The following is a 23452-nucleotide window of genomic DNA, read 5'->3' as shown; positions in this document are numbered from 1 at the left end:
CACACGCCCCTGACCCCCACTCACCCCCAGAGGAGTATGGAACCGCCATGCCCGCCCCACACCTCTCCCTGCCGCCCGCCGACCGCGTCCTGTCCCCGCTGACCGGGTGGACCAGGGCGCACTGGGAGGCGCTCGCCGACCGGCAGTTGGAGGCGCTGGTCCCCTACGCGACGCCGGGGTTCGCGCAGTACCGCCTGCCGGGGCGCCAGAGCTGGTCGGGGGTGGTGTCGGACGGCCTTGAAGGGTATGCGCGGTCATTTCTGCTGGCCTCCTTCCGGATCGCGGGGGCGGGTGGCGAGGTGGATCCCCGCCTGACAGAACGCTACGCGCGGGGTCTGACAACGGGCACGGGCTCCGACCGCGGGAGCGGCGAGGGCTGGCCCGAACTCACCGACTGTTGCCAGCAGATGGTCGAGGCCGCCTCGATCGCGATCGGCCTGCACGAGACGCGCCCCTGGATCTGGGACCGGCTCGACACCCGGGTCCAGGAGCGGGTGGTCGACTGGTTCTCCGGGTTCGTCGGGGCAAAGACGTGGGACAACAACTGGCGCCTCTTCCAGGTGGTCGCCGAGCAGTTCCTCGCCTCGGTCGGCGCCCCGTACAGCCAGTCCGACATCGACGGCGGCCTGGACCGCATCGAGGACTGGTACCGCGGCGACGGCTGGTACAGCGACGGCGACGGACGCAACTTCGACTACTACATCGGCTGGGCGATGCACCTGTACCCGCTGCTGTGGGCGCGGATGGCGATGGCGGGCCCCGGCGGAGACGGCGGGCGCGGCGAGGTCTACCGCGAGCGCCTCACCCGGTTCCTCACCACCTACCCGCACTTCTTCGGCGGCGACGGCGCCCCCGTCCACCAGGGCCGCTCGCTCACCTACCGCTTCGCGGCCGCCGCGCCCGTGTGGATGGGCGCCCTCGCCGACTGCACGCCGCTGGCCCCCGGCCTGACCCGGCGGCTCGCCTCCGGCACGGCCAGGCACTTCGTGGAGCGCGGCGTGCCCGACGAGCGGGGGCTGCTGCCGCTCGGCTGGTACGAGACGTTCCTGCCCGCCACCCAGGCCTACTCGGGGCCCGCGTCGCCTTACTGGGCGAGCAAGGGCTTCCTCGGCCTGCTGCTGCCCGCCGACCACCCGGTGTGGACGGAGCGCGAACTGCCGCTCCCCGTGGAGGAGGGCGACCAGTACACGGCGCTCCCCCAGCCCGGCTGGCTCCTGCACGGCACCCGGCACGACGGCATCGTGCGCCTGGTCAACCACGGGAGCGACCACAATCCTCTGGAAGGCGCCGCCCAGGACGACCCGCACTACGCCAAGTTCGGCTACTCGACGGCGACGGCCCCCGAGACCGCCCCGCGCGCGTGGGAGCGCGCCGTCGACGGCCACCTGGCGCTGCTCGCCCCGGACGGCACGCCCTCGCGCCGCCTGCGCATCCACCCGCTGAGCTGCGAGGGCCGGGTGGCCTCCTCCCGCCACGATGCCCGACTGCCCGGCGTGGAGGGGCAGTTTCCCGTCGTGACGACGAGCGCTCTGCACGGCCCGTGGGAGATTCGTGCGCACCGGCTGCGGGCCCCGGCGGGCGCGACCGTCCGCGAGGGCGGTTACGCGGTGGCGGACCGGACGCGGCCGCACACCGAACGCGGCCCCGGCTGGGCGCTCGCCCGTACGGCATCGGGGCTGACCAGCGCCGTTGTCGCACTGCACGGCTGGGACGAGGAGGCGGGCATCGCCCGTGAGGTCGCGGCCAACGCGTACGGGCCGCACTCCGCGACGCCGTTCCTGGTCTCCCCGAACCATCCGGGCGGAGACAGCGTGCACGTCACGCTGGTCGCCCTCGCGCGGGACACGATCCACCCCCGGGCGCTGCGGGAGTCCGTCACCTGCGCCGTGGACGACGACGGCGGCGTCCGCGTCCGCTTCCCCGACGGGACGGAGCTGAGCCTGTGACCCGGTCGGCCCGGCCGGGTCAGATCCCGCTCTCCTCCCGCCGGTGGATCTGCTCGACCAGCTCCGCGGCCATCGTCTTGATCGTGTCGAGCCCCTCCCTCCCCCAGTGGCGCGGCTCGACGTCGACCACGCAGACCGTGCCGAGCACGGTCTCCGTACGGTCGAGGAGGGGCGCGCCCAGATAGGAGCGGATGCCGATCTCGTCCACGACGGGGTTGCCCGCGAACCGCGGATAGTCACGCACGTCCTCCAGGACGAGGGCCTTGCGACGCACGACGACATGGGGGCAGTAGCCGTGGTCGCGGGCCATGTAGCGGCTCATTCCGCTGCCCGCCTCCGTGTGCAGGCCGGCGAAGAACTGCCGGTTCTCGTCGATGAAGTTGACCATCGCGTACGGCGCGCCGGTCAGCTCCGCGAGGCGGTCCGCGAAGAGGTCGAAGGCCGGTTCGGCGCGGTCCCCGATGCCCAGAGCGCGCAGCCGCCGCACGCGCGCGGGTGCCTCCTTGTCGACGGGGGTGAGCAGCAGGTGCCCGGTCGGGTCGTACCTCACGTGTGGGCTCCGTAGCTCGGCTCCGGTGCGTGGTTGAGGAGGTGTTTGACGAGGATGAGGAGTGTCTGGATGCCGGAGCTGGAGATCCGCGCGTCGCAGCGCACGACGGGCACTTGAGGGTCGAGGTCGATGGCGGAACGCACCTCTTCGGGTTCGTAGCGGTGGGCGCCGTCGAATTCGTTGATCGCGACGATGAAGCCCATGCCGCGCTGTTCGAAGAAGTCCACGGCGGCGAAGCAGTCCTCCAGGCGGCGGGTGTCGGCGAGGACGACCGCGCCGAGCGCGCCTTCGGAGAGCTCGTCCCACATGAACCAGAACCGCTCCTGGCCCGGCGTGCCGAAGAGGTACAGCACGTGTTCGGGGTCGAGCGTGATGCGTCCGAAGTCCATGGCGACGGTCGTCGTGGTCTTGTTCTCGACGCCCGACAGGTCGTCGGTGGCCTCGCTGACCGTGGTGAGCAGTTCCTCCGTGCTCAGCGGCGCGATTTCGCTCACGGCGCCCACGAAGGTCGTCTTGCCGACCCCGAAACCACCGGCGACCAGGATCTTCAGGGCGGTGGGGAAGGGGTCAGAGCTGTCGTCGTAATCCATCGAGCACTGCCTCCAACAGGGACCGGTCAGTGGGGTTGTGGTAGAAGTCCGGGGCCTTCGTGGTGAGGGCCCCGGAGTCGAGGAGATCGCAGAGGATCACTTTGGCCACGACCGCGGGGAGCTTCAGCTGGGCCGCGATCTCGGCGACGGAGGTCGGGGCCCCGCACAGGCCGAGGGCCGTGGAGTGCTCGGGCCCGAGGTAGCCGAGTGGGGTCGCTCCGGTGGCCATCACCTGGGAGAGCAGGTCGAGTTGTGTGGTCGGTCTGGTCCGTCCGTCGCTGACGGTGTAGGGACGGACGAGCCGTCCCGCGGCGTCGTCGAGCCAGGGCCCGTCGTGCGGGGCCGCCATGCTCAGCGCCTCATCGGCGCGGGTTCCCCGGCGGGCTGCCGGGGCGCGGTGATCAAGTACGGGCGCACGCTCTTGACCAGCATCGCCATCTCGTAGCCGAGGACGGCGGCGTCCGCGTCGCGGCCCGCGAGGACGGCGAGGCAGGTGCCGGAGCCCGCCGTGGAGACGAACAGGAGGGTGGAGTCCAGTTCCACGACGACCTGCCGCACGTCTCCGCCGTCCCCGAAGCGGATGCCCGCGCTGCGCCCGAGTGAGTAGAGGCCCGAGGCGAGGGCGGCCATGTGGTCGGCGCTGTCCGGGTCGAGGCCGTGCACCGACTTCACGAGCCCGTCGGAGGAGAGCAGGACGGCACTGCGGGTGTGCGGCACGCGCTGCACGAGGCCGCTCATCAGCCAGTCGAGATCGGATACATGGCCGGTCGGCGCATCGCTCGCCATGGTGGATCGACTCCTTGAGGTACGACGTACGAGGGTCTGCGGACGCGGAGATGGACGCAGAGTTGGTGGGGGTTGATCGGGCGTCATGGGTGCTGGTCGGGGTGGTCAGTCGCCTTGCTCGCTCCCGTCCCGCGGGGTGGGGTCGCGTGCGTCCTGCGCCTGGGCCAGATGGATGCCGCGCTGGAACGCGGCCATCAGACCCGGGTCGTGGCCGACGAGGCGCTCGCTGTCGGGGCGCGGTGCCGGGGCGTCCCGCAGCTGGGGTGCGATGTGTTCCTGCGCGCGCCGTTTGGGGAGTTGGGGCCTGCCGACCCGGTCGCCCGCGGCGGCGCCGCCGAGGGGGGTCAGCGGTGCGGCGGCGTGTTCGGCGGCGGCCTGCCGGTCCTCGGGGCGGATGCCGGGGACGGCGTCGGCGGGCGTCGGCCGTTCCTGCCGGGCGCCGCGCACGGGCAGGGGTTCCTGGCGCGGCGCCGGTGGGGCGGCGGCGTTCGGAGGCTTTACATCTCGTACATCGCGTACGGCTCGTACGGCTCGTACATCGCGTACGGCTTGCGCGGCTTTTACGTCCCGTACAGCTTGTGCGCCTTGTACGTCGCTGGAGGCGCCCAGCAGCTCCTGCGGCAGGATCAGCACGGCCTGCACCCCACCGTAGATGTTCGTGTGCAGCCGGACCGCGACGCCGTGTCTGCGGGCGAGGGCGGAGACGACGAAGAGGCCGATCCGCCCGTCCTGGAGGAGGCTTGCGACGTTCACCTGGTCGGGGTCGGCGAGCAGCCGGTTCATCTTGTTCTGCTCGGCGAGGGGCATGCCGAGGCCGCGGTCCTCGACCTCGACGGCGAGCCCGGCGGTCACGAGGTCGGCGCGGAGCAGGACATGGGTGTGCGGGGCGGAGAACACGGTGGCGTTCTCGACGAGTTCGGCGAGCAGGTGGATGATGTCGGCCACGGCGTGCCCGCGCAGGGTGCCGTCGACGGGGGGCACCAGTTTGACGCGGGAGTACTGCTCGACCTCGGCGATGGCGGAGCGCATCACCTCGGTCATCGACACGGGATTGCTCCACTGGCGGCGCGAGACGGCGCCGCCGAGGACGGCGAGGTTCTCGGCGTGCCTGCGGATGCGGGTCGCGAGGTGGTCGACGTGGAAGAGGCCCTTGAGCAGCTCGGGGTCCTCCACCTCGTTCTCCAACTCGTCGAGCAGGGAGATCTCGCGGTGCACCAGCGACTGCAGGCGCCGGGCGAGGTTGACGAAGACCTCGACCTTCTGCTCGCTGCCCGCGTGGCTGGAGAGCTGGGCGGCCTGTACGACGGCGCCGAGGGCGACGTCCTGGGCGCGGGTCAGCTCGTCGGCGAGCTGATCGAACTCGTCGCCGCCCGGCCGGGCCTGGGGCGGCGTCCCGCGCGCGGGCGGCTGATCCCCCCGGCGCAACTGCTCCACGACACCGCGCAGTTCGGCCTGGCCGCGCGCGGTGGCGCGGCGCAGGGCGCCGACCCGGTCGCGTACGGACCTGGCGGCGCGGTCGGCCGCCACGGCGGCGACGACGATGCCGGTGAGGCCGACGAGTGCCGCGGCGGCGAGGACGGCGAGCAGGACGGGTGCGGGCCGGACGCCGGTCGACCGCAGCGTGAACAGGACGGCCACGCAGGCGCTGAGCCCGACGGCGACGGCGGGCAGCACCGCGATGCGCAGGAGTCGGGGCCGTATATGGGTCTCGGGCAGGGCCGTGGCGGCCCGGCTCCCGGGCCTGCCGTGCCGTCCGCCCTCACGGCGGTCTGCGCGGGCGGCCGGTGCGCGTAGATGCGACATCTGTGTCCTCGGTACGTTGCGACGGGGCTCCAGCGGGCGGCCCGACTCCTGTTGTGCGGCATGGTTTCGGCAGCGCCGTGCCGGCCGGCAGGTCGCGATGGCAAGCCTGCGCCGTGATCCCTGCGTCGCCCGACGGCCACTCACGGTAGTCAACAACGCCGCGCGTGCGGTGGGCAGTTGACAAAGTCGGCGGGGCTGCGTCCCACTCCGGTATGACGCTTCGTACGAGGGTCCGATTCGGGTCGTACGCGGGTCCGAACCACCCGAGGCGCGAGAAGGACGCCGGTGCGCCCCGGGGCCGTGTCACCGCATAACCGGGCCGCATAAGAAGCATAAGAAGACGCCCCGGCCGAAGAGGGCCGGGGCGCGGATGCCGCCCGTGCGGGCGCGAGGGTCAGGCGACGGGCGCCGCTTCCGGCTCCCCGCTGCCCGTCGTCGTGGCCCGCGGCCTGTCCGCCGCCGCAGCCTCCTCGGCCGCGTCCGCCGCCTGCTCGGGCCAGCCGCCGTCCGGCACGACGGCGACGCCGCGCCACCAGGGCGCGGTGGGCACGGTCGCCGCCCCGGGTTCGAAGGGCTCACCGGGGCAGGGCAACGCGATCGCGGCGCCCTCGCGGCGCGCCGCGGCCAGGGTGCCCTCGCCCGGCTCCGACCACGGGTGCGGGGCGAGGTTGAACGTCCCCCAGTGGATCGGCAGCATCAGACCCCGCGGCCGCCCTCCCTGAAGGTCCAGGTGGGCCCGCATGCCCTCCGCGGGCGTCATGTGGATGTCCGGCCAGAAGTGGCTGTACGCGCCGATCTGGACCATCGTGACGTCGAACGGGCCGTGCTCGGCACCGATGTCGCGGAAGCCGGGGAAGTAGCCGGTGTCCCCGCTGTGGTAGACGCGGTGTTCGGGCCCCGCGACCACCCAGGAGGCCCAGAGCGTGTGCTGCTGGTTGCGCAGGCCGCGGCCGCAGAAGTGCCGCGCGGGCGTCGCCGTCAGGGTCAGCCCCGCCACCTCCGCCGACTCGTGCCAGTCCAGCTCGCGGAGCCGGCCCGCGGGCACGCCCCAGCGCTCCAGGTGGGCGCCGACGCCGAGCGGCACCGCGAACACGGTGTCCGTACCGGCCAGCGCCTTGATGGTGGGCATGTCCAGATGGTCGTAGTGGTCGTGTGAGACGACGACGGCGTCGACCGGGCCGAGGGCCTTCAGCGGCACCGGCACGGGATGCAGTCGCTTGGGTCCCGCGAAGGAGAACGGCGAGCACCGCTCGCCCCACACCGGGTCGAAGAGCACGCGCCGCCCGTCGATCTCGGCGAGGACGCTGGAGTGGCCCATCCAGGTGATCCGCAGGCCGCCGGCCGGCGGCCTGGCGAGGTCGGCGAGGGTCGTGGCGTGCACCGGGACCATGCCGGCGGGGCCGCGGCGTACGCGCTCCTCCTTGCGGAAGTAGATCTTGGCGAGCTCCATGGTGGACCCCGCCGGCCTGATCCGCGCCCCCACGGGGTTCTGGAAGGACCCGTCGGCCACGGAGAAATTCGGCGACCTGCGGATCCGCGCCAGCCGCGGACCCACCGGATCCGCTCCGAAGGCGGGCGACCGCAGGGAGCGGAGCCCGGGAATCAGGGACCGGGACACGGGACCTCCTGAAGGGAGTGGACAGGCCTCCCATTATGTCCACCGTCCGCGATGCCACATTCCAGGAGGCCTGATGTGACGTACCGGGCGGCCGGATGTCACATTCCCGGTGCCCCGATCCGTCGCATCAGTGATCCGGTGACCGCCACCGGAGCACGACATCGGAGGTGGCCCCATGGCCCGCGTCTCGCTCGCCCCCCGCCGCACGCTCTTCTTCCGCGTCATGGAGTGGTACTCCAGGCGCACCTACGGCAAGGTCCTCGACCCCGGCAAGGCCATGGCCCACAACCCGCGCGCCCTCTGGTCCTACCTCCGCTTCGAGCAGGGCGTGGCGAAGTGGAACAAGCTGGACACCGATCTCAAGGAGCTCGCCGTGATGGCGTCGGCCGCCTCGATCGGCTGCTCCTGGTGCATGGACTTCGGGTACTGGGAGTCGCACAAGCGCGGTATGAACCCCCAGAAGCTGCGGGACGTCCCGGCCTGGCGGGAGAGCGACGCCTACAGCCCGCTGGAGCGCGACGTCATGGAGTACGCGGAGGCGATGACCGCGAACCCGCCCACCGTCGAGGACAATCTCGCCGACCGTCTGCGCACCCGCCTCGGCGAGCCCGCCTTCGTCGAGCTGACCGCGATGGTCGCCGTGGAGAACTACCGCTCCCGCTTCAATTCTGCGCTCGGCCTGACGAGTCAGGGCTTCAAGGACTCCTGTGACCTGCGCGGTCTGCCGCGTACGACCGCCAGGTGAGGCGGTGGCGGTTCGGGGGCGCACGTGGGCGTGGGTAGGGTGCACGGCGTGACAGGGGTGCGGTTGAGCGTGGCGGAGCGGCGGGCGGAGATGCTCGTCGCCACCGTCGAACAGATCGAGGAGCGAGGCGTCGCCGCCGTGCGGATCGCCGATGTCGCGGCGGCCCTCGGGGTGAGCAACGCGCTGGTGCTCTACCACTTCTCGTCCAAGGAGAAGCTCGTCGCCGCGGCCTTCGAGCATGCCGCGCGGCGCGATCTGACCCGGCTCCGCAAGCTTCTGGGCCGCCGCACGTCGGCGGTGCGCCGGCTGCGCGCGGCCGTGCGGTGGTACGCGCCGACCGGCCAGGCCAAGGGCTGGCGGCTGTGGATAGAGGGCTGGTCCGCGGCCCTGCGCGAGCCGACGCTACGCGCGGTGACCCGGGACCTCGACGAACAGTGGAAGGCGGCACTGGCCGAGGTCATAGCGGAGGGTTCCGCCGCGGGCGAGTTCCGCTGCGAGGACCCCATGGGCACGGCCCTGCGCCTCACCGCGCTCCTGGACGGCCTCGCCGTCCAGATGACGGCCTACGAGGGATCACTCCCCCGCGTCCGGGCCCGCAGATGGGCGGACGAGGCCCTGGCCCGCGAACTGGGCCTGGGGCACGGGGAGTTGACGGCGGCGTAGCTCCTGGACTCCGCCCGCCGCCCACCCGTTGAGCGCCAGGGGGTGCCTCTTCGGTCTTCGAGGGCCCGCGACGACCGAAGAGACGCCCCCTAGAGCGGAAGCAGGTCCGGCCGCTTCGCCTCCACATGGTCGCCCGAGCTCTCTCCGCGGATGCGTCGGCCGATCCACGGGACGAGGTACTCCCGCGCCCAGTGGATGTCGTCGCGCCGCAGGTCCAGCGTGCCGCGTGGCGGCAGTGGCGGCCAGGCCTGGTCGGGGTCCGCGGGCACCTCCAGACCAAGGACCTGGGCGGCGCGCAGCGCCACGCGGGTGTGCCCCTCGGCGGAGAGGTGCAGCCGGTCTCCGTCCCAGGCGCGGCGGTCCTGGACGGTCTTGAGGGACCACAGGTCGAGCACGGGGCAGCCGTAGCGGTCGGCGACCGCGCGGACGTGCATGTTGTACGTGGCGATCTTGCCGCGCAGATGCTTGAGGACCGCGACGCCGCGGGTGTCGAACCCGGTGGTCACCATCACGGTGCCGACCGCCGACGTGAGGTCGGCGACGGCCCGTTCGAAGCGCTCGGCGACCTCGTCGGGGTCGGTGCCGGGGCGGATGATGTCGTTGCCGCCCGCGCAGAAGGTCACGAGGTCGGGGGCCAGCTCCTTGGCGCGCGGCACCTGGTCCGCGACGATCTGGTCGAGGAGCTTGCCGCGCACGGCGAGGTTGGCGTACCGGAAGGTGTGCTCGGGCACTCGGTCGTCCAGCAGGACGGCGAGGCGATCGGCCCACCCGACGAACGTACCGTCAGGTCCCGGGTCACCCACGCCTTCGGTGAAGCTGTCGCCGACCGCTGCGTAGGAGTTGAATACGCCGTTGTTGATGGGGTACTTGCTGAAGGTTGTCGACTCTGCGCTCACGGAACCACATCTTTCACCTCCCTAAGTGACCTACGCCACCGTAGGGAGGGGTTGACGATGGGTGAGATAAGCCACCGGTCAAGATTCACCCAAAGCCGGAATAAGCACCGCCCACCCGCCGCAGCCGGAACACCCCCGCGTCCAGGTCCCCCTTGAGCCCGGTCCGCAGCCCACGGCGCAGGAGCACCGCGCCCCGGTACGTCTCCCCCGTGTCCCGGCACGCGTACGACGCCGAGGGGTCGAGGCCGCGCAACCGTACCGGCGCCGGCTCCTCCCCGTACGCCTGCGCCTGGAGCCAGGCGAGGACGACCGCCTCGTCGCCGCGGACGTACTGGACGGCGCTGAGGCCGCCCTCCGGCGGGCGCAGCCGGTAGAGGTCGCCGAGCTGGACGACGGGCCTGATCTCCTTGTAGAGGTCCACCCAGTCGCGCGCTTCGGCGAGCTCGCTCCCGCTCCACCGGCCGAGGTCGCCGCCGATGCCGAGCACCCCGGCCATGGCGCTCACGAACCGGAAGCACATGGAGCTGACGCGGCCGTTGAGCTGGGTGTTGGGGCTGTCGGTCACCCAGGCGGCCATCACGCGCGCGGGGTGCAGCTGGCTGAAGCCGTGCTGGATGGCGAGCCGGTCCAGCGGGTCGGTGTTGTCGGAGGTCCACACCTGGTCGGTGCGGGAGAGGATGCCGAGGTCGACCCGGCCGCCCCCGCCCGAGCAGGATTCGAAGGCCACGGTGGGGTGAGCCTCGCGCAGCCGGTCCAGCAGGTCGTACAGGTGCTGTCCGTGGGCCCACCACAGCTCGCCGCCGCCCGCCCCGCATGCCCCGCCGGGTCGCCCCGCGTCGGTGAAGCTGCGGTTGAAGTCCCACTTGACGTAGTCGATGGGGGCGCTGGAGAGGAGTTCGTGGAGGCTGCGCCACAGGTACGCGCGCACCTCCGCGCGCGAGAGGTCGAGCACCAGTTGGTTGCGGAACTCCGTCCGCGCACGGCCCGGTTGGTGCTGCACCCAGTCGGGGTGGGCGCGGTAGAGGTCGCTGTCGGGGTTGACCATCTCCGGCTCCACCCAGATCCCGAACCGCATGCCGAGCCCGTGCACCTCGTCGGCGAGCGGCCCGAGGCCCTGCGGGAAGCGGTCCGGGTTGGGCGTCCAGTCGCCGAGTCCGGACCGGTCGCCGGTCCGGCTGCCGAACCACGCGTCGTCGACGACGAACAGCTCGACGCCGAGCCCCGCGGCCTTGTGGGCGAGCGCCCGCTGCTGCTCCTCGCAGATGTCGAAGCCGGTGGCCTCCCAGGAGTTGTAGAGCACGGGCCGCACCGTGTCCGCGCCGGGGATGACGTGTTCGCGCTGGTAGGCGTGCCAGGCCCGGCTCGCGCCGCCGAAGCCGTCCCCGCTCCACAGGCCGGCGAAGACGGGTGTGACGGTCGCCGTGCCGGGTGCGAGGACGGTGGCGCCGGAGTCGTCGTGGCCCAGCCCGCCGGTGATCTGCACCACGCCGTCGGGCAGTTGGTGCACGGCGATCCGCCACGACCCCGACCAGGCGAGCGCGCAGCTGTAGACCTCGCCGTGCTCCTCGCCCGCCCCTTCCGCGTCGAGCGCGACCCAGGGCAGATGCTGGTGCCCGGTGTGCCCGCGCCTGCTGCCGATGGTCTTCTCGCCGTACGTGATGTCGGACCGCACCAGCCGTGACTCCGCCGCCCAGCGGCCGTGCAGCTGGGACAGGCGCCAGCGCTCGCGCCGCGGCAGCGTCCAGGTGGCGGAGTCGGCGCGCAGCAGCTCCAGCGGCCGGGTGCGGTGGTCGCCCTCGTGGGTGAGGACGGCGAACCGTTCGATCACATCGCCGCGCAGGCGGTAGGTGAGGGTGACCTGGAGATGGTGCAGGGGGTCGCGGAAGCGCACCTGGAGTTCGTCGTCGTGCGCCGCCGAGCCGGTGTGGCGCCACTCGGTGCCCCGGACCGTGTCGTCGCGGACGGACAGCGCGGGCCGCACGAAGCGGGGGCCGCCCTCCACCGGGTACTCCTCGCGCCCGTCGAGCGGCGACTCGAAGCCCCGCTCCGGCGGCGGCGGCTCGGCCGCCAGGGCCTCGGCGTCGGCCAGGGCGATCCGCGCGCCCCAGTACAGGTGCAGCAGCTCGTCCCGCTCCGTGAGGCGGAGGGCGTAACTGCTGGTGGGGCCCGACAGGAGCCACGTACGACCGTCGGCGCCGACCTCGATCATCAAACCCCCGCAGAAGCTGTACCGGGACCCGCACAAGCACGCGCGTATACGCACATCTTTGTCGGCTCCTCGCCGCTCGGGCAACGTCTGCGAAGGGGTGATTGCACGGGGAACCGGTGTCGTATCGTCGAAGGCGCATCCACCGGCGAGCCGCGCCGGCAGCAGAGCCTTGAGGAGAGCCCGTGACCCAGCAGGTCCCGCCGCCAGAGCTGTCAGAGCCTGAACTTGCCGGAGTGCGCAACTTCCGAGATGTGGGCGGACTGCCGACCGTGGACGGCCGCCGCGTCCGCCCCGGGCGGCTCTTCCGCAGCGGCCACCTGGCGCACGCCACCGAGGCCGACACGGCCTTTCTGACCTCGCTGGGCCTGCACACGATCTTCGATTTCCGCAACGCCGCCGACCAGCGCCTGGAAGGCCCGGACGTCGCGCTGCCGGGCGTGCGCAACATGAACCTGCCGCTGACCGACCCGGCGGACGGCGCCGAGTTCTGGAAGATGGTCCGCGACGGCGATCTCGACCAGCTGCGCGTGATCCTCTCCGACGGCAAGGCCGCGGAGCGGATGTCGTCCTCGTACCGCACGATCATCAAGGAGCGCACGGCCGAGCACAGCCGGGTGCTGCACGCGCTCGCCGAGGACAGCGTGCCCGCGCTGATGCACTGCGCGGCGGGCAAGGACCGCGCGGGCCTGTCGATAGCGGTCACGCTGCTGGCCGTCGGCGTCGAGCGCGACGCCATCGAGGCGGACTACCTGGAGTCGAACGCGACGCACCGCCGCTACAAGGTGCACCGCACCAGCGACTCCCCGAGCGCGATGTCCCCCGAGGTGATGGAGCTCCTCAACCCGCTCTTCGACGCCCGCGCCGAGTATCTGGCGGCGGCCTTCGAGACGATCGAGCAGACGTGGGGCGACACGGACACGTACCTCTCGGAGGGCCTCAAGGTGTCCCCCGAGACCCGTGAGCGGCTCCGCGAGCGCCTCCTCGACTGAGGCGGGTCCCTGCTTGGTCCCTACTTGTTCTGTGCGCCCAGTTCGAACAGCAGGTAGATGAAGGCCGCGAAGACGTGGCCCACCGCCACATAGATGAACAGCCGGATCCAGAGCGTCCGCGGGAGCTTCTCCTCCATCGTGTTCTCGGCGGGCCGCTTCGGGGCCTGGGGTATCCGGGGTTCCTGCGGGTCGGATTCCGTCATGTCGGTTCTCCCTGGGTGGGGCCGCCGAGGCACAGCACGGTGGCGGGGCTCTGCAGCAAGGTGTGGACGAAGAGGAGATCGGCGCCGCCCCGGTCGGCGGCGGCGATCCGGTGCGGGGTCAGCGAGTCGAAGTGCGCGCTGTCCCCCGGCGCCAGGAGGTGCGCGGTGTCCCCGAGGCGCAGCCGCAGCCGCCCCGTGAGTACGTACAGCCACTCCTCGCCCGGGTGGACGCGCACGATGTCGCCCTGCGCCCCGTACGGGACGTGCACGCGCAGTGCCTGCATGCCACGGCCCGGGGCGCCCGCCTGCCAGTAGGTCCAGCCGCCCGCCCGGGTCGGCTCCATCTCCGCGGCGCGGACGACCGAGTCCCGGTCGGCGACCGTCTCTCCGAGCAGTTCGGAGACCGTCGTACCGTAGACACGTGCGAGCGTGAGCAGCATCGGCAGCGAGGGCTGGCGCTGCCCGGTCTCCAGGCGGGACAGATGGGCGGGCGAGAGCCCCGCGGTGCGGGCGGCGGTCTCCAGCGTGAGGGAGGCGCGGCGGCGCAACTCGCGCAGCTGGGGCGCTACGGCGGGCAGCGCGTCGGCCGCCTGGGACGGCTCGTCGGGCTCGGCGGTGCTCATACGTCGATTGAGCCAGAGGGTTGCCTCTCGGGCAAACTTTTTGCCCGAGAGGCAAAAACGGCCGCTCAGCGGTTGGCGACGGCCTGCTTCACCAGCGTCCTGCCGAAGTCCCACATCAGCCCGCCCCCGCTGTGCGCCTCGTCCATGACGGCGGTGAAGGCCCCGACGAAGCGGTCCACCTCCCGCTCCCCCACGGTCAGCGGCGGGATCAGCTTGATGACCTCCAGATGGTCGCCGGAGACCTGGGTCAGGATGCGGTGCTTCTGCAGCAGCGGTACGACCACCATCTGGGCGAAGAGCCCCTTGCGGGCGGCTTGCAGCATCGTCCAGCGGCCGCGCAGCTTCAGCGACCTGGGCCGCCCGAACTCGATACCGACCATGAGGCCGCGGCCGCGCACCTCGCTGAGCAGTTCATAGCGGTCGACGAGCGCGGCGAGCCTGGACTTGAGCAGCTCCCCCGTCACCCGGGCGTTGTCGACGACCTTCTCGTCCTCCATGACGGCGAGGACGGCGAGGCCCGCCGCCATGGCCTGCGCGTTGGACCCGAAGCTCGCCGAGTGGACGAGTACCCGGTCCATCGACGAGTAGACCTTCTTGAAGATCCAGTCCTTGCCGAGGGTGGCGCCGACGGGCACATAGCCGCCCGACAGTGCCTTGGCGACGCAGACCAGGTCCGGCTCGACGCCGTCCTCGTGCTGGTAGGCGTAGAAGTCACCGGTCCTGCCGAGGCCGGTCTGCACCTCGTCGGCGATCAGCAGTGCCTTGTGCCGGTGCAGCAACTCCTGGGCGGCGCGCAGGTATCCGGGCGGTGTCTCGTGCACGCCCTTGCCCTGGATGGGCTCGACGATGAGCCCGGCGACGTCGCCCTTCCTCAGCTCCTCGTGCAGCGCGTCCAGATCGCCGAGCGGCACGGCGGTGTCGGGCAGCAGGGGCGCGAAGCCGTCCCGGAAGCCGCTCTCGCCGTTGACGGACAGCGACCCGGTGGTCAGCCCGTGGAAGGCGTGCGCGCAGTACAGCACCCGCGGCTTGCCCGTCGCGTACCGGGCGAACTTGAGCGCGGTCTCGACGGCTTCCGTGCCGCTGTTGCCGAAGAACACCCGGTCCAGATGCGGGCTGTGCGTGAGCAGCCGCTCGGCGAGGAGGCCGGGCAGCGGCTGGCAGTCGAAGCGGGTGAGGTCGGCGAGCGAGGCGTCCAGGACGTCGTGCAGCGCCTTGCGTACGACGGGGTGGTGCCGACCGATGCCCATCACCCCGAAGCCCGCGAGCATGTCGAGGTAGTCGTTGCCCTCCGCGTCCCAGAAGTACGCGCCCTCGGCCCGCTCGTAGACCTTGTCGAAGCCGATGGTGTGCAGCATGCGCGGCAGCTGGTGGTTGAGGTGCCGGGCGTGCAGTTCGTACCGCTCGGCGCCCCGCTCGGCGAGGAGCCTGCCGAGGTCGAACTCCTGGGTCATACGTCGAACTCCTTGCCTGAGCCCTGCTCCCCCGCGCTGTCCTTGACCGCCAGGGTGGCGCTGATCCGTCCCGCGATCTCGACCGGCGTGAGCCCCAGGTCCGCGAGGACCTCGCCGCGCTTGGCGTGCGCGAGGAACTGCTCGGGGATGCCGAACCGGCGTACGGGTACGTCCACTTCGGCGTCCCCGAGGGCGAGCGCGACCGCGGCGCCGACGCCGGCGGCCCGGCTGTTGTCCTCGACGACCGCCACGACCCGGTGGAGCGCGGCGAGCGCGGGCAGCTCGGCGTCGACCGGCTTGACCCAGCGGGGGTCGACGACGGTGCAGCGCAGGCCGCGCGCCTGGAGCAGCTCGGCGGCCCGCAGACACACCGGCGCCATCACGCCGACCGCGACGAGCAGCACCTGCGGGTCCGGGTCCTGGAGCAGCACGTCCATGCCGCCGATCCGGTCCACGGCGGGAACCGCGGGCCCCACCGACTCCTTGGGGAAGCGGATGAGGGTCGGCGCGTCGTCCACCGTGACCGCCTCCCGGAGCTGCGCCCGCAGCTGGTCGGCGTCGCGCGGCGCGGCGATCCGCAGGCCGGGCACGACCTGGAGGATCGACAGGTCCCACATGCCGTTGTGCGAGGCGCCGTCCGCGCCGGTGACCCCGGCCCGGTCGAGCACGAACGTCACCCCGCAGCGGTGCAGCGCGACGTCCATCAGCAGCTGGTCGAAGGCGCGGTTGAGGAAGGTGGCGTAGACGGCGACGACCGGGTGGAGGCCGCCGGTGGCGAGTCCGGCGGCCGACACCGCCGCGTGCTGCTCGGCGATGCCGACGTCCCACACCCGGTCGGGATAGGCCTCGGCGAACTTCTTGAGGCCGACCGGTTCCAGCATGGCGGCGGTGATGGCGACGACGTCCTCGCGCTCGGCGCCGATGCGGACGATCTCGTCCCCGAACACGGAGGTCCAGGACTGCCCTCCGGCGGGCGCGAGGGGTTCGCAGGTGAGCGGGTCCATGGCGCCGACGGTGTGGAAGCGGTCGGCGTCGTCGGCGAGCGCGGGTTCGTAGCCGCGCCCCTTCTCGGTGAGGCAGTGGATCAGGACGGGGCCGTGGAAGCGTTTCGCGCGCCGCAGCACCGACTCGACGGCACCAATGTCGTGCCCGTCGATCGGCCCCACGTACTTGAGCCCCAGGTCCTCGAACATGCCCTGCGGCGCGAAAGCGTCCTTGAACCCCTTCTTGGCGCCGTGCAGGGACTCGTAGAGCGGCTGTCCGACGACGGGTGTGTGCTGGAGTATCTCCTTGCCCCAGGCGAGGACCCGCTCATAGCCGTCGGTCGTGCGCAGCGTCGCGAGGTGGTTGGCGAGGCCGCCGATGGTCGGGGCGTAGGAGCGTTCGTTGTCGTTGACGACGATGATCAGCGGCCGGTCCTTCGCCGCGGCGATGTTGTTCAACGCCTCCCACGCCATGCCTCCGGTGAGCGCGCCGTCCCCGATGACGGCGACCACATGGCCCCGCTCGCCGAGTACCTGACGCGCCTTGGCGAGGCCGTCCGCCCAGCCGAGCGCGGTGGAGGCGTGGCTGTTCTCGACGATGTCGTGCTCGGACTCGGCGCGTGAGGGATAGCCCGACAGGCCTCCCTTGCCGCGCAACTTGGAAAAGTCCTGGCGCCCCGTCAGGAGCTTGTGTACGTAGCTCTGGTGGCCGGTGTCCCACACGATGCGGTCGACGGGCGACTCGAAGACGCGGTGGAGGGCGATGGAGAGTTCCACCACCCCCAGATTGGGCCCGAGGTGACCGCCCGTCCTGGCGACCGCGTGCACCAGGAACTCCCGGATCTCCTCGGACAGTCGGCCGAGCTGCGCTCCGGTCAGCGGCTTCAGGTCGCGCGGCCCTCGAATGGTGTCGAGAATGGTCATGCTCGGGCCCCTCTCTGGATCGTTCGTCAGCCGCGGCTTCCGGCGACGGTCTCGCGGGCGGCGCGCAGGGACTCCTTGAGGGAGCCCATGGTCGCGAGGACGGCGGTCGGCTCGTAGCCGCAGTGCGCCATGCAGTTGGCGCAGCGCGGGTCCTTGCCGCGGCCGTACTTGTTCCAGTCGGTCTCCTCGATGAGCTGCCGGTACGTGGGGACGTAACCGTCGCTCATCAGGTAGCAGGGGCGCTGCCAGCCGAAGAGCGAGTAGTTCGGGATCGCCCAGGCGGTGCACGGGAAGTCCGCCTTGCCCTCCAGGAAGTCCAGGAAGAGCGGCGAATGGTTCAGCCGCCAGCGCCGCCGGTTGCCGCCCGCGAAGGCCTTCTTGAAAAGCTCGCGGGTCTGCTCGACACCCAGGAAGTGTTCCTGGTCGGGCGCCTTCTCATAGGCGTAGGCGGGCGAGAGCATCATTTCGTCGACCTGCAGCTCGTCATTGAGGAAATTCAGGACCTCGATGATGGTCTGCGGGGTGTCGGTGTTGAAGAACGTCGAATTGGTGGTGACCCGGAATCCGCGCTTCTTGGCCTCCTTGATGGCCTCCACCGCCTCGTCGAACACACCCTCCTTCGCGACGGACTCGTCGTGCCGCTCCCGCATTCCGTCGATGTGCACGGCGAACGCGAAGTACGGAGAGGGCTGGAACTTCTCCATCTTCTTGCGCAGCAGCATGGCGTTGGTGCAGAGGAAGACGTACTTCTTCCTCTGCACCAATTGCCGTACGATCTCGTCGATCTGTGGGTGCATCAGCGGCTCGCCGCCTGCGATGGACACCATCGGCGCACCGGACTCAAGCACGGCGCCCACGGCCTGGGCCACCGGCATGCGCTGCTTGAGGACACCCGCCGGGTGCTGGATCTTCCCGCATCCCTCGCACTTCAGATTGCACGCGAAGAGCGGTTCCAACTCGACGATCAGTGGGAACTTGTCACGCTTGCGGAGCTTCTGTTCAAAGAGATATGTAGCGACCTTGATGGTCTGGCGCAGCGGCATGGCCATCTGGCTCACCTCCAGGGGAGCAGAGAAGATCGGTGCCATTCGAAGAAAGCGGGAAGCACGGCACGGAGAACGCGGAAAGCTGATATTCCACCGCGCACCGTGCCGATGCGGACGAGTTCGTGCTGTGGGGCGTCCACGACCACCCGGACGGCCGCAACGGGCCGCCGCCCGGCGCGCGCGGCGCAGTGCAGCGTCGCGGCGGACTCCATGTCCGCGGCGATCGCGCCGGTGGCCAGCAGGCCGCGGCGCTCGGGGCCACGGATGACGTGGTCGGAGCCGGTGAGCGGGCCGGTGTGCACGGTGCGTCCGGGCAGGGCCCGCACCAGCTCCTTGACCAGCAGTTCCGTCCCCGTACAGGGGGTGGTGCCGCGTGCGTCCCTGGTCTCCGCGGCGACGACGAGGTCGCCGGGGTGCATGCCGGGGGCCAGGCCCGCGCAGAAGCCGGTGGCCAGGACGGCCGCGTCCCGCAGCGGCGCGGTGCCGAGCGCCCCGCCGACGGCGCGCTCGGCGTTGGCGGCGCCCATGCCGGTGCGCAGCACGGTCATCGCCTCCGGGGCCCCGCCGCGGTCGCCGGTGCGCAGGGCGAGGCGCTCGATGCCGAGCGCGCAGGCGATCAGCAGCGGTGCGGGGCCCGGCCGCCGGGCCGGGGACCCGGCCATCAGCTGCCCTTGGCGGGGTGCCCGGGTCCGCCCGCGAACGGCTCGCCGTTGACGTACCTGCCGAGGGCGGTGAGCGGGAACACCTGCCGGTAGAGGTGGTAGTTGATGGAGAAGTCCCAGGGGAAGCCGGTGCCGGTGAAGTGCGGCTCGTCCCAGGAGCCGTCCGCGCGCTGTGTCGCGGCGAGCCAGGTGATGCCGCGCTCCACGGAGTTGGCCTCGCGCTCACCCGCCGAGAGCAGGGCGAGCAGCGCCCAGGCGGTCTGTGAGGCGGTCGATGTGCCGTGGCCGATCCAGCCCCGGTCACGGTAGGAGCGCAGGTCCTCGCCCCAGCCGCCGTCGTCGTTCTGCACCGACTCCAGCCAGTGCACGGCGCGGCGGATCGCGGGGTGCGAGGCGGGCAGCCCGGCCGTGATCAGCGCGGGCACCACCGACCCCGTGCCGTACAGGTAGTTGACGCCCCAGCGCCCGAACCAGGCACCGTTCGGCTCCTGTTCGGCGAGGAGCCACTCGATGCCGCGCCGGGTGCGCGGATCGTGGGCCATGCCCTCGACGGCGAGCATCTCCACGACGTGCCCGGTGACATCGGCGGACGGCGGGTCGATGACCTCGCCGAAGTCGCAGAACGGCAGCCGGTTGGGGAAGGGGCTGGTGTTGTCGACGTCGAACGCGGCCCAGGCGCCGTTCTTTGACTGCATGCCGAGGTTCCAGCGCACCCCGCGCCCGATGGCGTTCTCCAGGCGCTCCTTGTCCGGGTGCGCGACCCGGCGCAGCGCGAGGGCGACCTCGGCGGTGTCGTCGATGTCGGGGTAGTTGTCGTTGTGGAACTCGAACGCCCAGCCGCCGGGCGTCAGTTCGGGCCTGCGCACCGACCAGTCGCCGGGCCGCACGATCTGCTCGCCCAGCATCCAGTCCGCCGCCTTGATCAGCTGCGGGTGGTCGGAGGGCAGTCCGGCGTCGGCGAGCGCGATCGTCGCGAGGCAGGTGTCCCAGACGGGCGACTGGCAAGCCTCGATCATCCGGGCGCCGTCCTCGCGCCACACGGCGAACCGGTCGAGCGAGTCGAGCCCGGCCTTCAGGACCGGATGGTCGAGGTCGTAGCCGAGCAGGTGCAGCGCGATGATCGAGTAGACGGCGGGCGGCTGGATCCCGCCCCAGCAGCCGTCGTTCTCCTGGCGCTCGATGATCCAGCGGGCGGCGCTGTTCATCGCGGCCTTGCGCAGCCGGCGCGGTGCGACCTTGCGGTAGACGTGCAGCGCCTTGTCGAGCCGCTGGAAGACGCCGTCCCAACTCGCCGCGGCGGCCGCCGCTTTGGCCGGGTTCGGGGCGCTCGCGTCGGTGTGCAGCTCATCCAGGGCGAAGGGCGCCGGGCGCACGGGCCGCTGGGCGGAGACGACGGTGAGCGGCACTATCGTCTGCCGCGCCCAGCAGCCGAAGTCGTAGATGTTGAGCGGGACCCACTTGGGGAAGTAGAGGAGTTCCGGCGGGAGTTCGGGCAGGTCGTCCCAGCTCCACCAGCCGAACAGGGCGAGCCAGATGCGGGTGAAGACCCGGCTCGCGGCGATGCCGCCCCGGGCCCGGATCCACGCGGCGGCCTTCGCCATGTGCGCGTCGTCGGGCCGGTCACCGGCCAGGCGCAGCGCTACGTACGCCTCGATGGTGGTGGAGAGTTCGCCGGGTCCGCCGAAGAAGGTGGCCCAGGTGCCGTCGTCGCGCTGTTCGCCGCGGATGAAGAGCGCGGCGGCGCGGGTGGTGCGCTCGTCCCTGATGCCGAGGAACTGCCGCAGGAGGAGGTCCTCGGCGTCCATGGTCACATTGGTTTCGAGGTCGCCCTTCCACCAGCCCTGGGCGTCCTGCCGGGAGAGCAGGAACTCTGTCGAGCGTTGTATGGCGCGCGCGGCGGCGTCCCGTGCGCCGGTTGTCGCGGCGATCGTGTCGATCGGCTGGCTGGCCGAGGCCGCGCGGGGCGTCACCGCTCCGGTGCTTCCGTCGGTCGTCGCTGTCATGGCTTCCCCTTCGTGCAGTCGGTTCCTCTGCTCTGGGTCCGCCGTCGGCCGGCGCGCTGGGCGCCGGCCGGCGACTGCCTGGTGGTCCGGGGGTCACTCCCCGCAGGGCCCGCATATCCGGGCGGCAGTGCTCATCTCTTCCGTACGACGACGAAGTCGGCGAGCGCGACGAGCTGCGCCCGCACCCGGTCCGGCATCTGGACGGTGTCCAGCGCCTCGATGGCGATGGTGTGCTGGCGCCGGGCCTCCTCGGCGGTCCACGCGCGCCCGCCGGCCTCTTCGATCAGGGCGGCGCGCGCGGCGAACTCCTCCTCGGAGAAGGTGTCGAAGTCGCTGCTCTTGGCGTCGGCGGCGAGCAGGTCGCCGAGGCGCTCGGAGGCGGGCCCGCCCGCGGCGAGCGCGGCGACGACGGGCAGGGACTTCTTGCGCTGACGCAGATCGCTCCACGTCTGCTTTCCGGTGGCCTCCGGATCGCCCCAGATGCCGAGCAGGTCGTCCACGGCCTGGAAGGCGAGGCCGAGGTGGTAGCCGTACTTCTCCAGGATGTCGGCGGTGCGGTCGTCGGCGCCACCGAGGACGGCGCCGATGGAGACGGCGCAGGCCAGCAGGGCGCCGGTCTTGTTGCCCTCCATCTCCAGGCACTCCTCGACGGTGACCCGCTCGCGGTGCTCGTAGGCGATGTCCTGCGCCTGGCCGTCGATCAGCGCGCGCGTGGCGGTGGTGAGGCGGCGCGTGGCGCGGCCCGCCTCGACGGTGCCGATCTCCAGGAGGATCTCGTTGGCGAGCGCGAAGAGGGCGTCACCGACGAGGATGGCCTGCGCGGGGCCGTGGACCTTCCACACGGTGTCGCGGTGGCGGCGCTGCTCGTCGCCGTCCATCAGGTCGTCGTGGAGGAGCGAGAAGTTGTGCACGAGCTCGACGGCGACCGCTCCGGGGACGCCTACCTCGGGGGCCGCGCCCGCGGCCTCGGCGGAGAGCAGGGCGAGCGCGGGACGCACGGCCTTGCCGCCGTCGCCGTCGGACGGGTTGCCCGCGGCGTCGATCCACCCGAAGTGGTAGGCGGCGACGGTGTCCATGGGCGGCGCGAGGCGGTCCACGGCGGCCCGCAGCACCGGGGTGGCCAGCGTCCTTCCGCGCTCGAGCAGTGAGGTCACGTCCACCGTGTCGGCAGCCGTTTCGGCCGAGGGCACAGTCGGCACAGTTTCTCCTCTTGTTCCGGTGCTGGTTCGCTGGGGAGCTGACCCCAGGTGGTCGAGCTTCACGCCACCGCCTCCTCGTACGAGAAGAGGTGATCACGGGGGCGGTCGAGTACGGAGAGGGCGGCGTTCGCCGCGCTGATGCCGCTGCGCACGGCGCTCTCCATGGTCGCGGGCCAGCCGGTGGCGGTCCACGCGCCCGCGAGGTAGAGGCCGCGGGCCTTGGTGCGGGCGCCGGGCCTGAGCCTGCCGACACCGGGGGTGGGGGCGAAGGTCGCCGTGCGCTCGCGGGTGACGAAGAAGTCGCGTACCTCGGCGCCGTGCGCGGCGGGCAGCAGCCGCTCCAGCTCGGGCAGATAGCGCTCGCGCAGCGCGGCGACGGGCGCGTCGATCTCGTCCTGCGCGGCGGACTGCGAGAGCGCGAGGTACTGCCCCTCGGTGAGGCCGGACGCCTCGGTCCGGTCGAAGACCCACTGGACGGGTGTGCCGAGGGCGGCGAAGAACGGCCGTTTCAGCACCTTCCTGTCGTACACGACGTGGACGTTGAGGATCGGCGCGTTGTCGATGTCGAGGAGCCGGTCGGGCCGCTCCAGCGCGCCGTCGGGGAGCAGATCGTGCGCCTCGTGCTGCGGTACGGCGAGCACCACGGTGTCGGCCTCGATGGCTTCGCCGGGAACCTCCACGCGCCAACCGCCGTTGTCCGTACGGGAGATGGAGGTGACGCGTGCCCTCAGTTCGGTACGGACTCCCGCGGAGTCGAGCGCCTTGCGGGCCAGCTTGTCGTGGAGATCACCGAGGGGCACCCGGGACCAGCCGATGTCGGCGGCGCCCGGGTCGGAGAGCAGCCCGGTCTTGAACACCATCGCGGCGAGCCCGAGCGAGGCGTCGCCCGCGACGGCGTTGAGCGTGGCGACGCCCACGAGGTCCCACAGGGCCTCGATGGCGCGCGCCGACTGGCCGTGCTTGGCCAGCCAGCTGCCGAAGTCCTGGCCGTCGAGCACCGGATCGGACGGGTCGAGCCCCTTGAGGGCGAGCGCCGCGCGCCCCACGTTGGCGCGCTCGGCGAGCGACAGATGCGGGTACGTGGCGAGGCTCGCCGCCAGATGCAGCGGCACGGGCAGCGCGGTGCGCCGCAGCCGCCCGAGCCGGTTGTGGTCGGCGTCGAGCACGGGCACGTCGAGACGTTCCTGCAGGGGTGCGAGGTGCGCTCCCTCGACGCGGTCGAGGAACCACCGGTAGGCGGTGCAGCAGCGCAGATAGACGTGCTGGCCGTTGTCGACGGTCAGCTCGCCGCGCCGGAAGGAGAACGCGAGCCCGCCGAGGCGCGGGCGGCCTTCGAGCAGCGTCACGCGCAGGCCCGCGTCGGCCAGCGAGAGCGCGGCGGTGATGCCGGCGAGTCCGCCGCCGATCACCACGGCGGCCGCCCCACCAGGGCGGCCTTCGGCGTCCGCGGTCAGCCCTTCGGGCCGCACGTCGTGACTGTTCACGCACCCTCCTTTTCGGCCGTCGCAGTCTGGGACGCGACCATGGAGCGGAGGGTTGCCCGCCGCTTGGTGGGGCCCGCCC

The 23452-nt window shown here is 71.9% G+C and carries 21 protein-coding genes; 4 read left to right on the top strand and 17 right to left on the bottom strand.

Annotation, left to right across the window (positions count from 1 at the left end):
- Positions 1–47 precede the first annotated feature (47 nt).
- Complete coding sequence (locus ACWDVB_RS19640; RefSeq protein ID WP_451518221.1) at positions 48–1946, top strand: DUF2264 domain-containing protein; 1899 nt, start codon at positions 48–50, stop codon at positions 1944–1946.
- 19 nt (positions 1947–1965) lie between these two features.
- Here the strand turns inward: ACWDVB_RS19640 and ACWDVB_RS19635 are convergent, their stop codons facing one another.
- The 6 genes from ACWDVB_RS19635 to ACWDVB_RS19610 all read right to left on the bottom strand — a co-directional run bounded on the left by ACWDVB_RS19635 (position 1966) and on the right by ACWDVB_RS19610 (position 7293).
- Positions 1966–2496 carry a GAF domain-containing protein gene (locus ACWDVB_RS19635; protein WP_451518222.1) on the bottom strand — a complete coding sequence of 177 codons (531 nt, stop codon included), beginning with the start codon at positions 2494–2496 and terminating at the stop codon, positions 1966–1968.
- On the bottom strand, positions 2493–3086 hold the full coding sequence (locus ACWDVB_RS19630; protein WP_451518223.1) for a GTP-binding protein: 594 nt from the start codon (positions 3084–3086) through the stop codon (positions 2493–2495). The genes ACWDVB_RS19635 and ACWDVB_RS19630 overlap by 4 nt, the downstream gene beginning before the upstream one ends.
- A complete protein-coding gene (locus ACWDVB_RS19625; protein ID WP_451518224.1) occupies positions 3064–3435 on the bottom strand; it encodes a DUF742 domain-containing protein in 372 nt (123 codons plus the stop codon). Before ACWDVB_RS19625 ends, ACWDVB_RS19630 begins: the two co-directional genes overlap by 23 nt.
- Before the next feature lie 2 nt (positions 3436–3437).
- Positions 3438–3872 (bottom strand): roadblock/LC7 domain-containing protein, encoded by a 435-nt coding sequence (locus ACWDVB_RS19620; RefSeq protein WP_223778127.1) that lies wholly within the window; start codon positions 3870–3872, stop codon positions 3438–3440.
- A gap of 105 nt (positions 3873–3977) precedes the next feature.
- Positions 3978–5675 (bottom strand): sensor histidine kinase, encoded by a 1698-nt coding sequence (locus ACWDVB_RS19615; protein WP_451518225.1) that lies wholly within the window; start codon positions 5673–5675, stop codon positions 3978–3980.
- A gap of 394 nt (positions 5676–6069) precedes the next feature.
- The gene (locus ACWDVB_RS19610) at positions 6070–7293 is read right to left on the bottom strand and encodes an MBL fold metallo-hydrolase (RefSeq protein ID WP_451518226.1); all 1224 of its coding nucleotides are present in this window, start codon (positions 7291–7293) and stop codon (positions 6070–6072) included.
- A gap of 175 nt (positions 7294–7468) precedes the next feature.
- Between ACWDVB_RS19610 and ACWDVB_RS19605 the strand changes: the two genes are divergently transcribed.
- Positions 7469–8038: a carboxymuconolactone decarboxylase family protein gene (locus ACWDVB_RS19605; RefSeq protein WP_451518227.1), complete on the top strand. Its 570-nt coding sequence runs from the start codon at positions 7469–7471 to the stop codon at positions 8036–8038.
- Between the two features lie 48 nt (positions 8039–8086).
- The gene (locus ACWDVB_RS19600) at positions 8087–8701 is read left to right on the top strand and encodes a TetR/AcrR family transcriptional regulator (protein WP_451518228.1); all 615 of its coding nucleotides are present in this window, start codon (positions 8087–8089) and stop codon (positions 8699–8701) included.
- An 89-nt stretch (positions 8702–8790) separates the two neighbouring features.
- On the opposite strand, the gene ACWDVB_RS19595 is transcribed toward ACWDVB_RS19600, so the two are convergent.
- Positions 8791–9597, bottom strand: a complete 807-nt coding sequence (locus ACWDVB_RS19595; protein WP_451518229.1) for an SGNH/GDSL hydrolase family protein — start codon at positions 9595–9597, stop codon at positions 8791–8793.
- Positions 9598–9682: 85 nt separating this feature from the next.
- Positions 9683–11806, bottom strand: coding sequence for an alpha-galactosidase (locus ACWDVB_RS19590; RefSeq protein ID WP_451518230.1), 2124 nt, complete (start codon positions 11804–11806; stop codon positions 9683–9685).
- A 182-nt stretch (positions 11807–11988) separates the two neighbouring features.
- Between ACWDVB_RS19590 and ACWDVB_RS19585 the strand changes: the two genes are divergently transcribed.
- Positions 11989–12795, top strand: a complete 807-nt coding sequence (locus tag ACWDVB_RS19585) for a tyrosine-protein phosphatase (protein WP_451518231.1) — start codon at positions 11989–11991, stop codon at positions 12793–12795.
- Between the two features lie 20 nt (positions 12796–12815).
- On the opposite strand, the gene ACWDVB_RS19580 is transcribed toward ACWDVB_RS19585, so the two are convergent.
- The 9 genes from ACWDVB_RS19580 to hpnE form a co-directional block, all read right to left on the bottom strand.
- The gene (locus ACWDVB_RS19580; RefSeq protein ID WP_451518232.1) at positions 12816–12998 is read right to left on the bottom strand and encodes a DUF6126 family protein; all 183 of its coding nucleotides are present in this window, start codon (positions 12996–12998) and stop codon (positions 12816–12818) included.
- Positions 12995–13621, bottom strand: coding sequence for a helix-turn-helix domain-containing protein (locus ACWDVB_RS19575; RefSeq protein WP_451518233.1), 627 nt, complete (start codon positions 13619–13621; stop codon positions 12995–12997). The genes ACWDVB_RS19580 and ACWDVB_RS19575 overlap by 4 nt, the downstream gene beginning before the upstream one ends.
- Before the next feature lie 65 nt (positions 13622–13686).
- On the bottom strand, positions 13687–15072 hold the full coding sequence (locus ACWDVB_RS19570) for an aspartate aminotransferase family protein (protein ID WP_451518234.1): 1386 nt from the start codon (positions 15070–15072) through the stop codon (positions 13687–13689).
- Positions 15069–16979, bottom strand: coding sequence for a 1-deoxy-D-xylulose-5-phosphate synthase (gene dxs / locus ACWDVB_RS19565; RefSeq protein ID WP_451518235.1), 1911 nt, complete (start codon positions 16977–16979; stop codon positions 15069–15071). The genes ACWDVB_RS19570 and dxs overlap by 4 nt, the downstream gene beginning before the upstream one ends.
- A 26-nt stretch (positions 16980–17005) precedes the next feature.
- On the bottom strand, positions 17006–18028 hold the full coding sequence (gene hpnH, locus ACWDVB_RS19560) for an adenosyl-hopene transferase HpnH (protein WP_451518246.1): 1023 nt from the start codon (positions 18026–18028) through the stop codon (positions 17006–17008).
- Positions 18029–18033: 5 nt separating this feature from the next.
- Positions 18034–18687, bottom strand: coding sequence for a phosphorylase family protein (locus ACWDVB_RS19555; protein WP_451518236.1), 654 nt, complete (start codon positions 18685–18687; stop codon positions 18034–18036).
- Positions 18687–20690 (bottom strand): squalene--hopene cyclase, encoded by a 2004-nt coding sequence (gene shc / locus ACWDVB_RS19550; protein ID WP_451518237.1) that lies wholly within the window; start codon positions 20688–20690, stop codon positions 18687–18689. Before shc ends, ACWDVB_RS19555 begins: the two co-directional genes overlap by 1 nt.
- Before the next feature lie 131 nt (positions 20691–20821).
- Positions 20822–21952, bottom strand: coding sequence for a polyprenyl synthetase family protein (locus tag ACWDVB_RS19545; RefSeq protein WP_451518238.1), 1131 nt, complete (start codon positions 21950–21952; stop codon positions 20822–20824).
- A complete protein-coding gene (hpnE, locus tag ACWDVB_RS19540) occupies positions 21949–23358 on the bottom strand; it encodes a hydroxysqualene dehydroxylase HpnE (protein ID WP_451518247.1) in 1410 nt (469 codons plus the stop codon). Before hpnE ends, ACWDVB_RS19545 begins: the two co-directional genes overlap by 4 nt.
- Between the last annotated feature and the right edge of the window lie 94 nt (positions 23359–23452).

The organism is Streptomyces sp. NPDC003379 (assembly GCF_053589195.1).
Note: the sequence above shows the minus strand (reverse complement) of the source record. Positions and strands in the feature narration are given on the sequence as shown.

Coding starts and splice junctions, on each gene's coding strand:
- ACWDVB_RS19640 (WP_451518221.1), top strand. CDS start 48: ATGCCCGCCCCACACCTCTCCCTGCCGCCCGCCGACCGCGTCCTGTCC.
- ACWDVB_RS19630 (WP_451518223.1), bottom strand. CDS start 3,086: ATGGATTACGACGACAGCTCTGACCCCTTCCCCACCGCCCTGAAGATC.
- ACWDVB_RS19625 (WP_451518224.1), bottom strand. CDS start 3,435: ATGGCGGCCCCGCACGACGGGCCCTGGCTCGACGACGCCGCGGGACGG.
- ACWDVB_RS19620 (WP_223778127.1), bottom strand. CDS start 3,872: ATGGCGAGCGATGCGCCGACCGGCCATGTATCCGATCTCGACTGGCTG.
- ACWDVB_RS19615 (WP_451518225.1), bottom strand. CDS start 5,675: ATGTCGCATCTACGCGCACCGGCCGCCCGCGCAGACCGCCGTGAGGGC.
- ACWDVB_RS19605 (WP_451518227.1), top strand. CDS start 7,469: ATGGCCCGCGTCTCGCTCGCCCCCCGCCGCACGCTCTTCTTCCGCGTC.
- ACWDVB_RS19590 (WP_451518230.1), bottom strand. CDS start 11,806: ATGATCGAGGTCGGCGCCGACGGTCGTACGTGGCTCCTGTCGGGCCCC.
- ACWDVB_RS19580 (WP_451518232.1), bottom strand. CDS start 12,998: ATGACGGAATCCGACCCGCAGGAACCCCGGATACCCCAGGCCCCGAAG.
- ACWDVB_RS19575 (WP_451518233.1), bottom strand. CDS start 13,621: ATGAGCACCGCCGAGCCCGACGAGCCGTCCCAGGCGGCCGACGCGCTG.
- ACWDVB_RS19570 (WP_451518234.1), bottom strand. CDS start 15,072: ATGACCCAGGAGTTCGACCTCGGCAGGCTCCTCGCCGAGCGGGGCGCC.
- dxs (WP_451518235.1), bottom strand. CDS start 16,979: ATGACCATTCTCGACACCATTCGAGGGCCGCGCGACCTGAAGCCGCTG.
- hpnH (WP_451518246.1), bottom strand. CDS start 18,028: ATGGCCATGCCGCTGCGCCAGACCATCAAGGTCGCTACATATCTCTTT.
- ACWDVB_RS19555 (WP_451518236.1), bottom strand. CDS start 18,687: ATGGCCGGGTCCCCGGCCCGGCGGCCGGGCCCCGCACCGCTGCTGATC.
- shc (WP_451518237.1), bottom strand. CDS start 20,690: ATGACAGCGACGACCGACGGAAGCACCGGAGCGGTGACGCCCCGCGCG.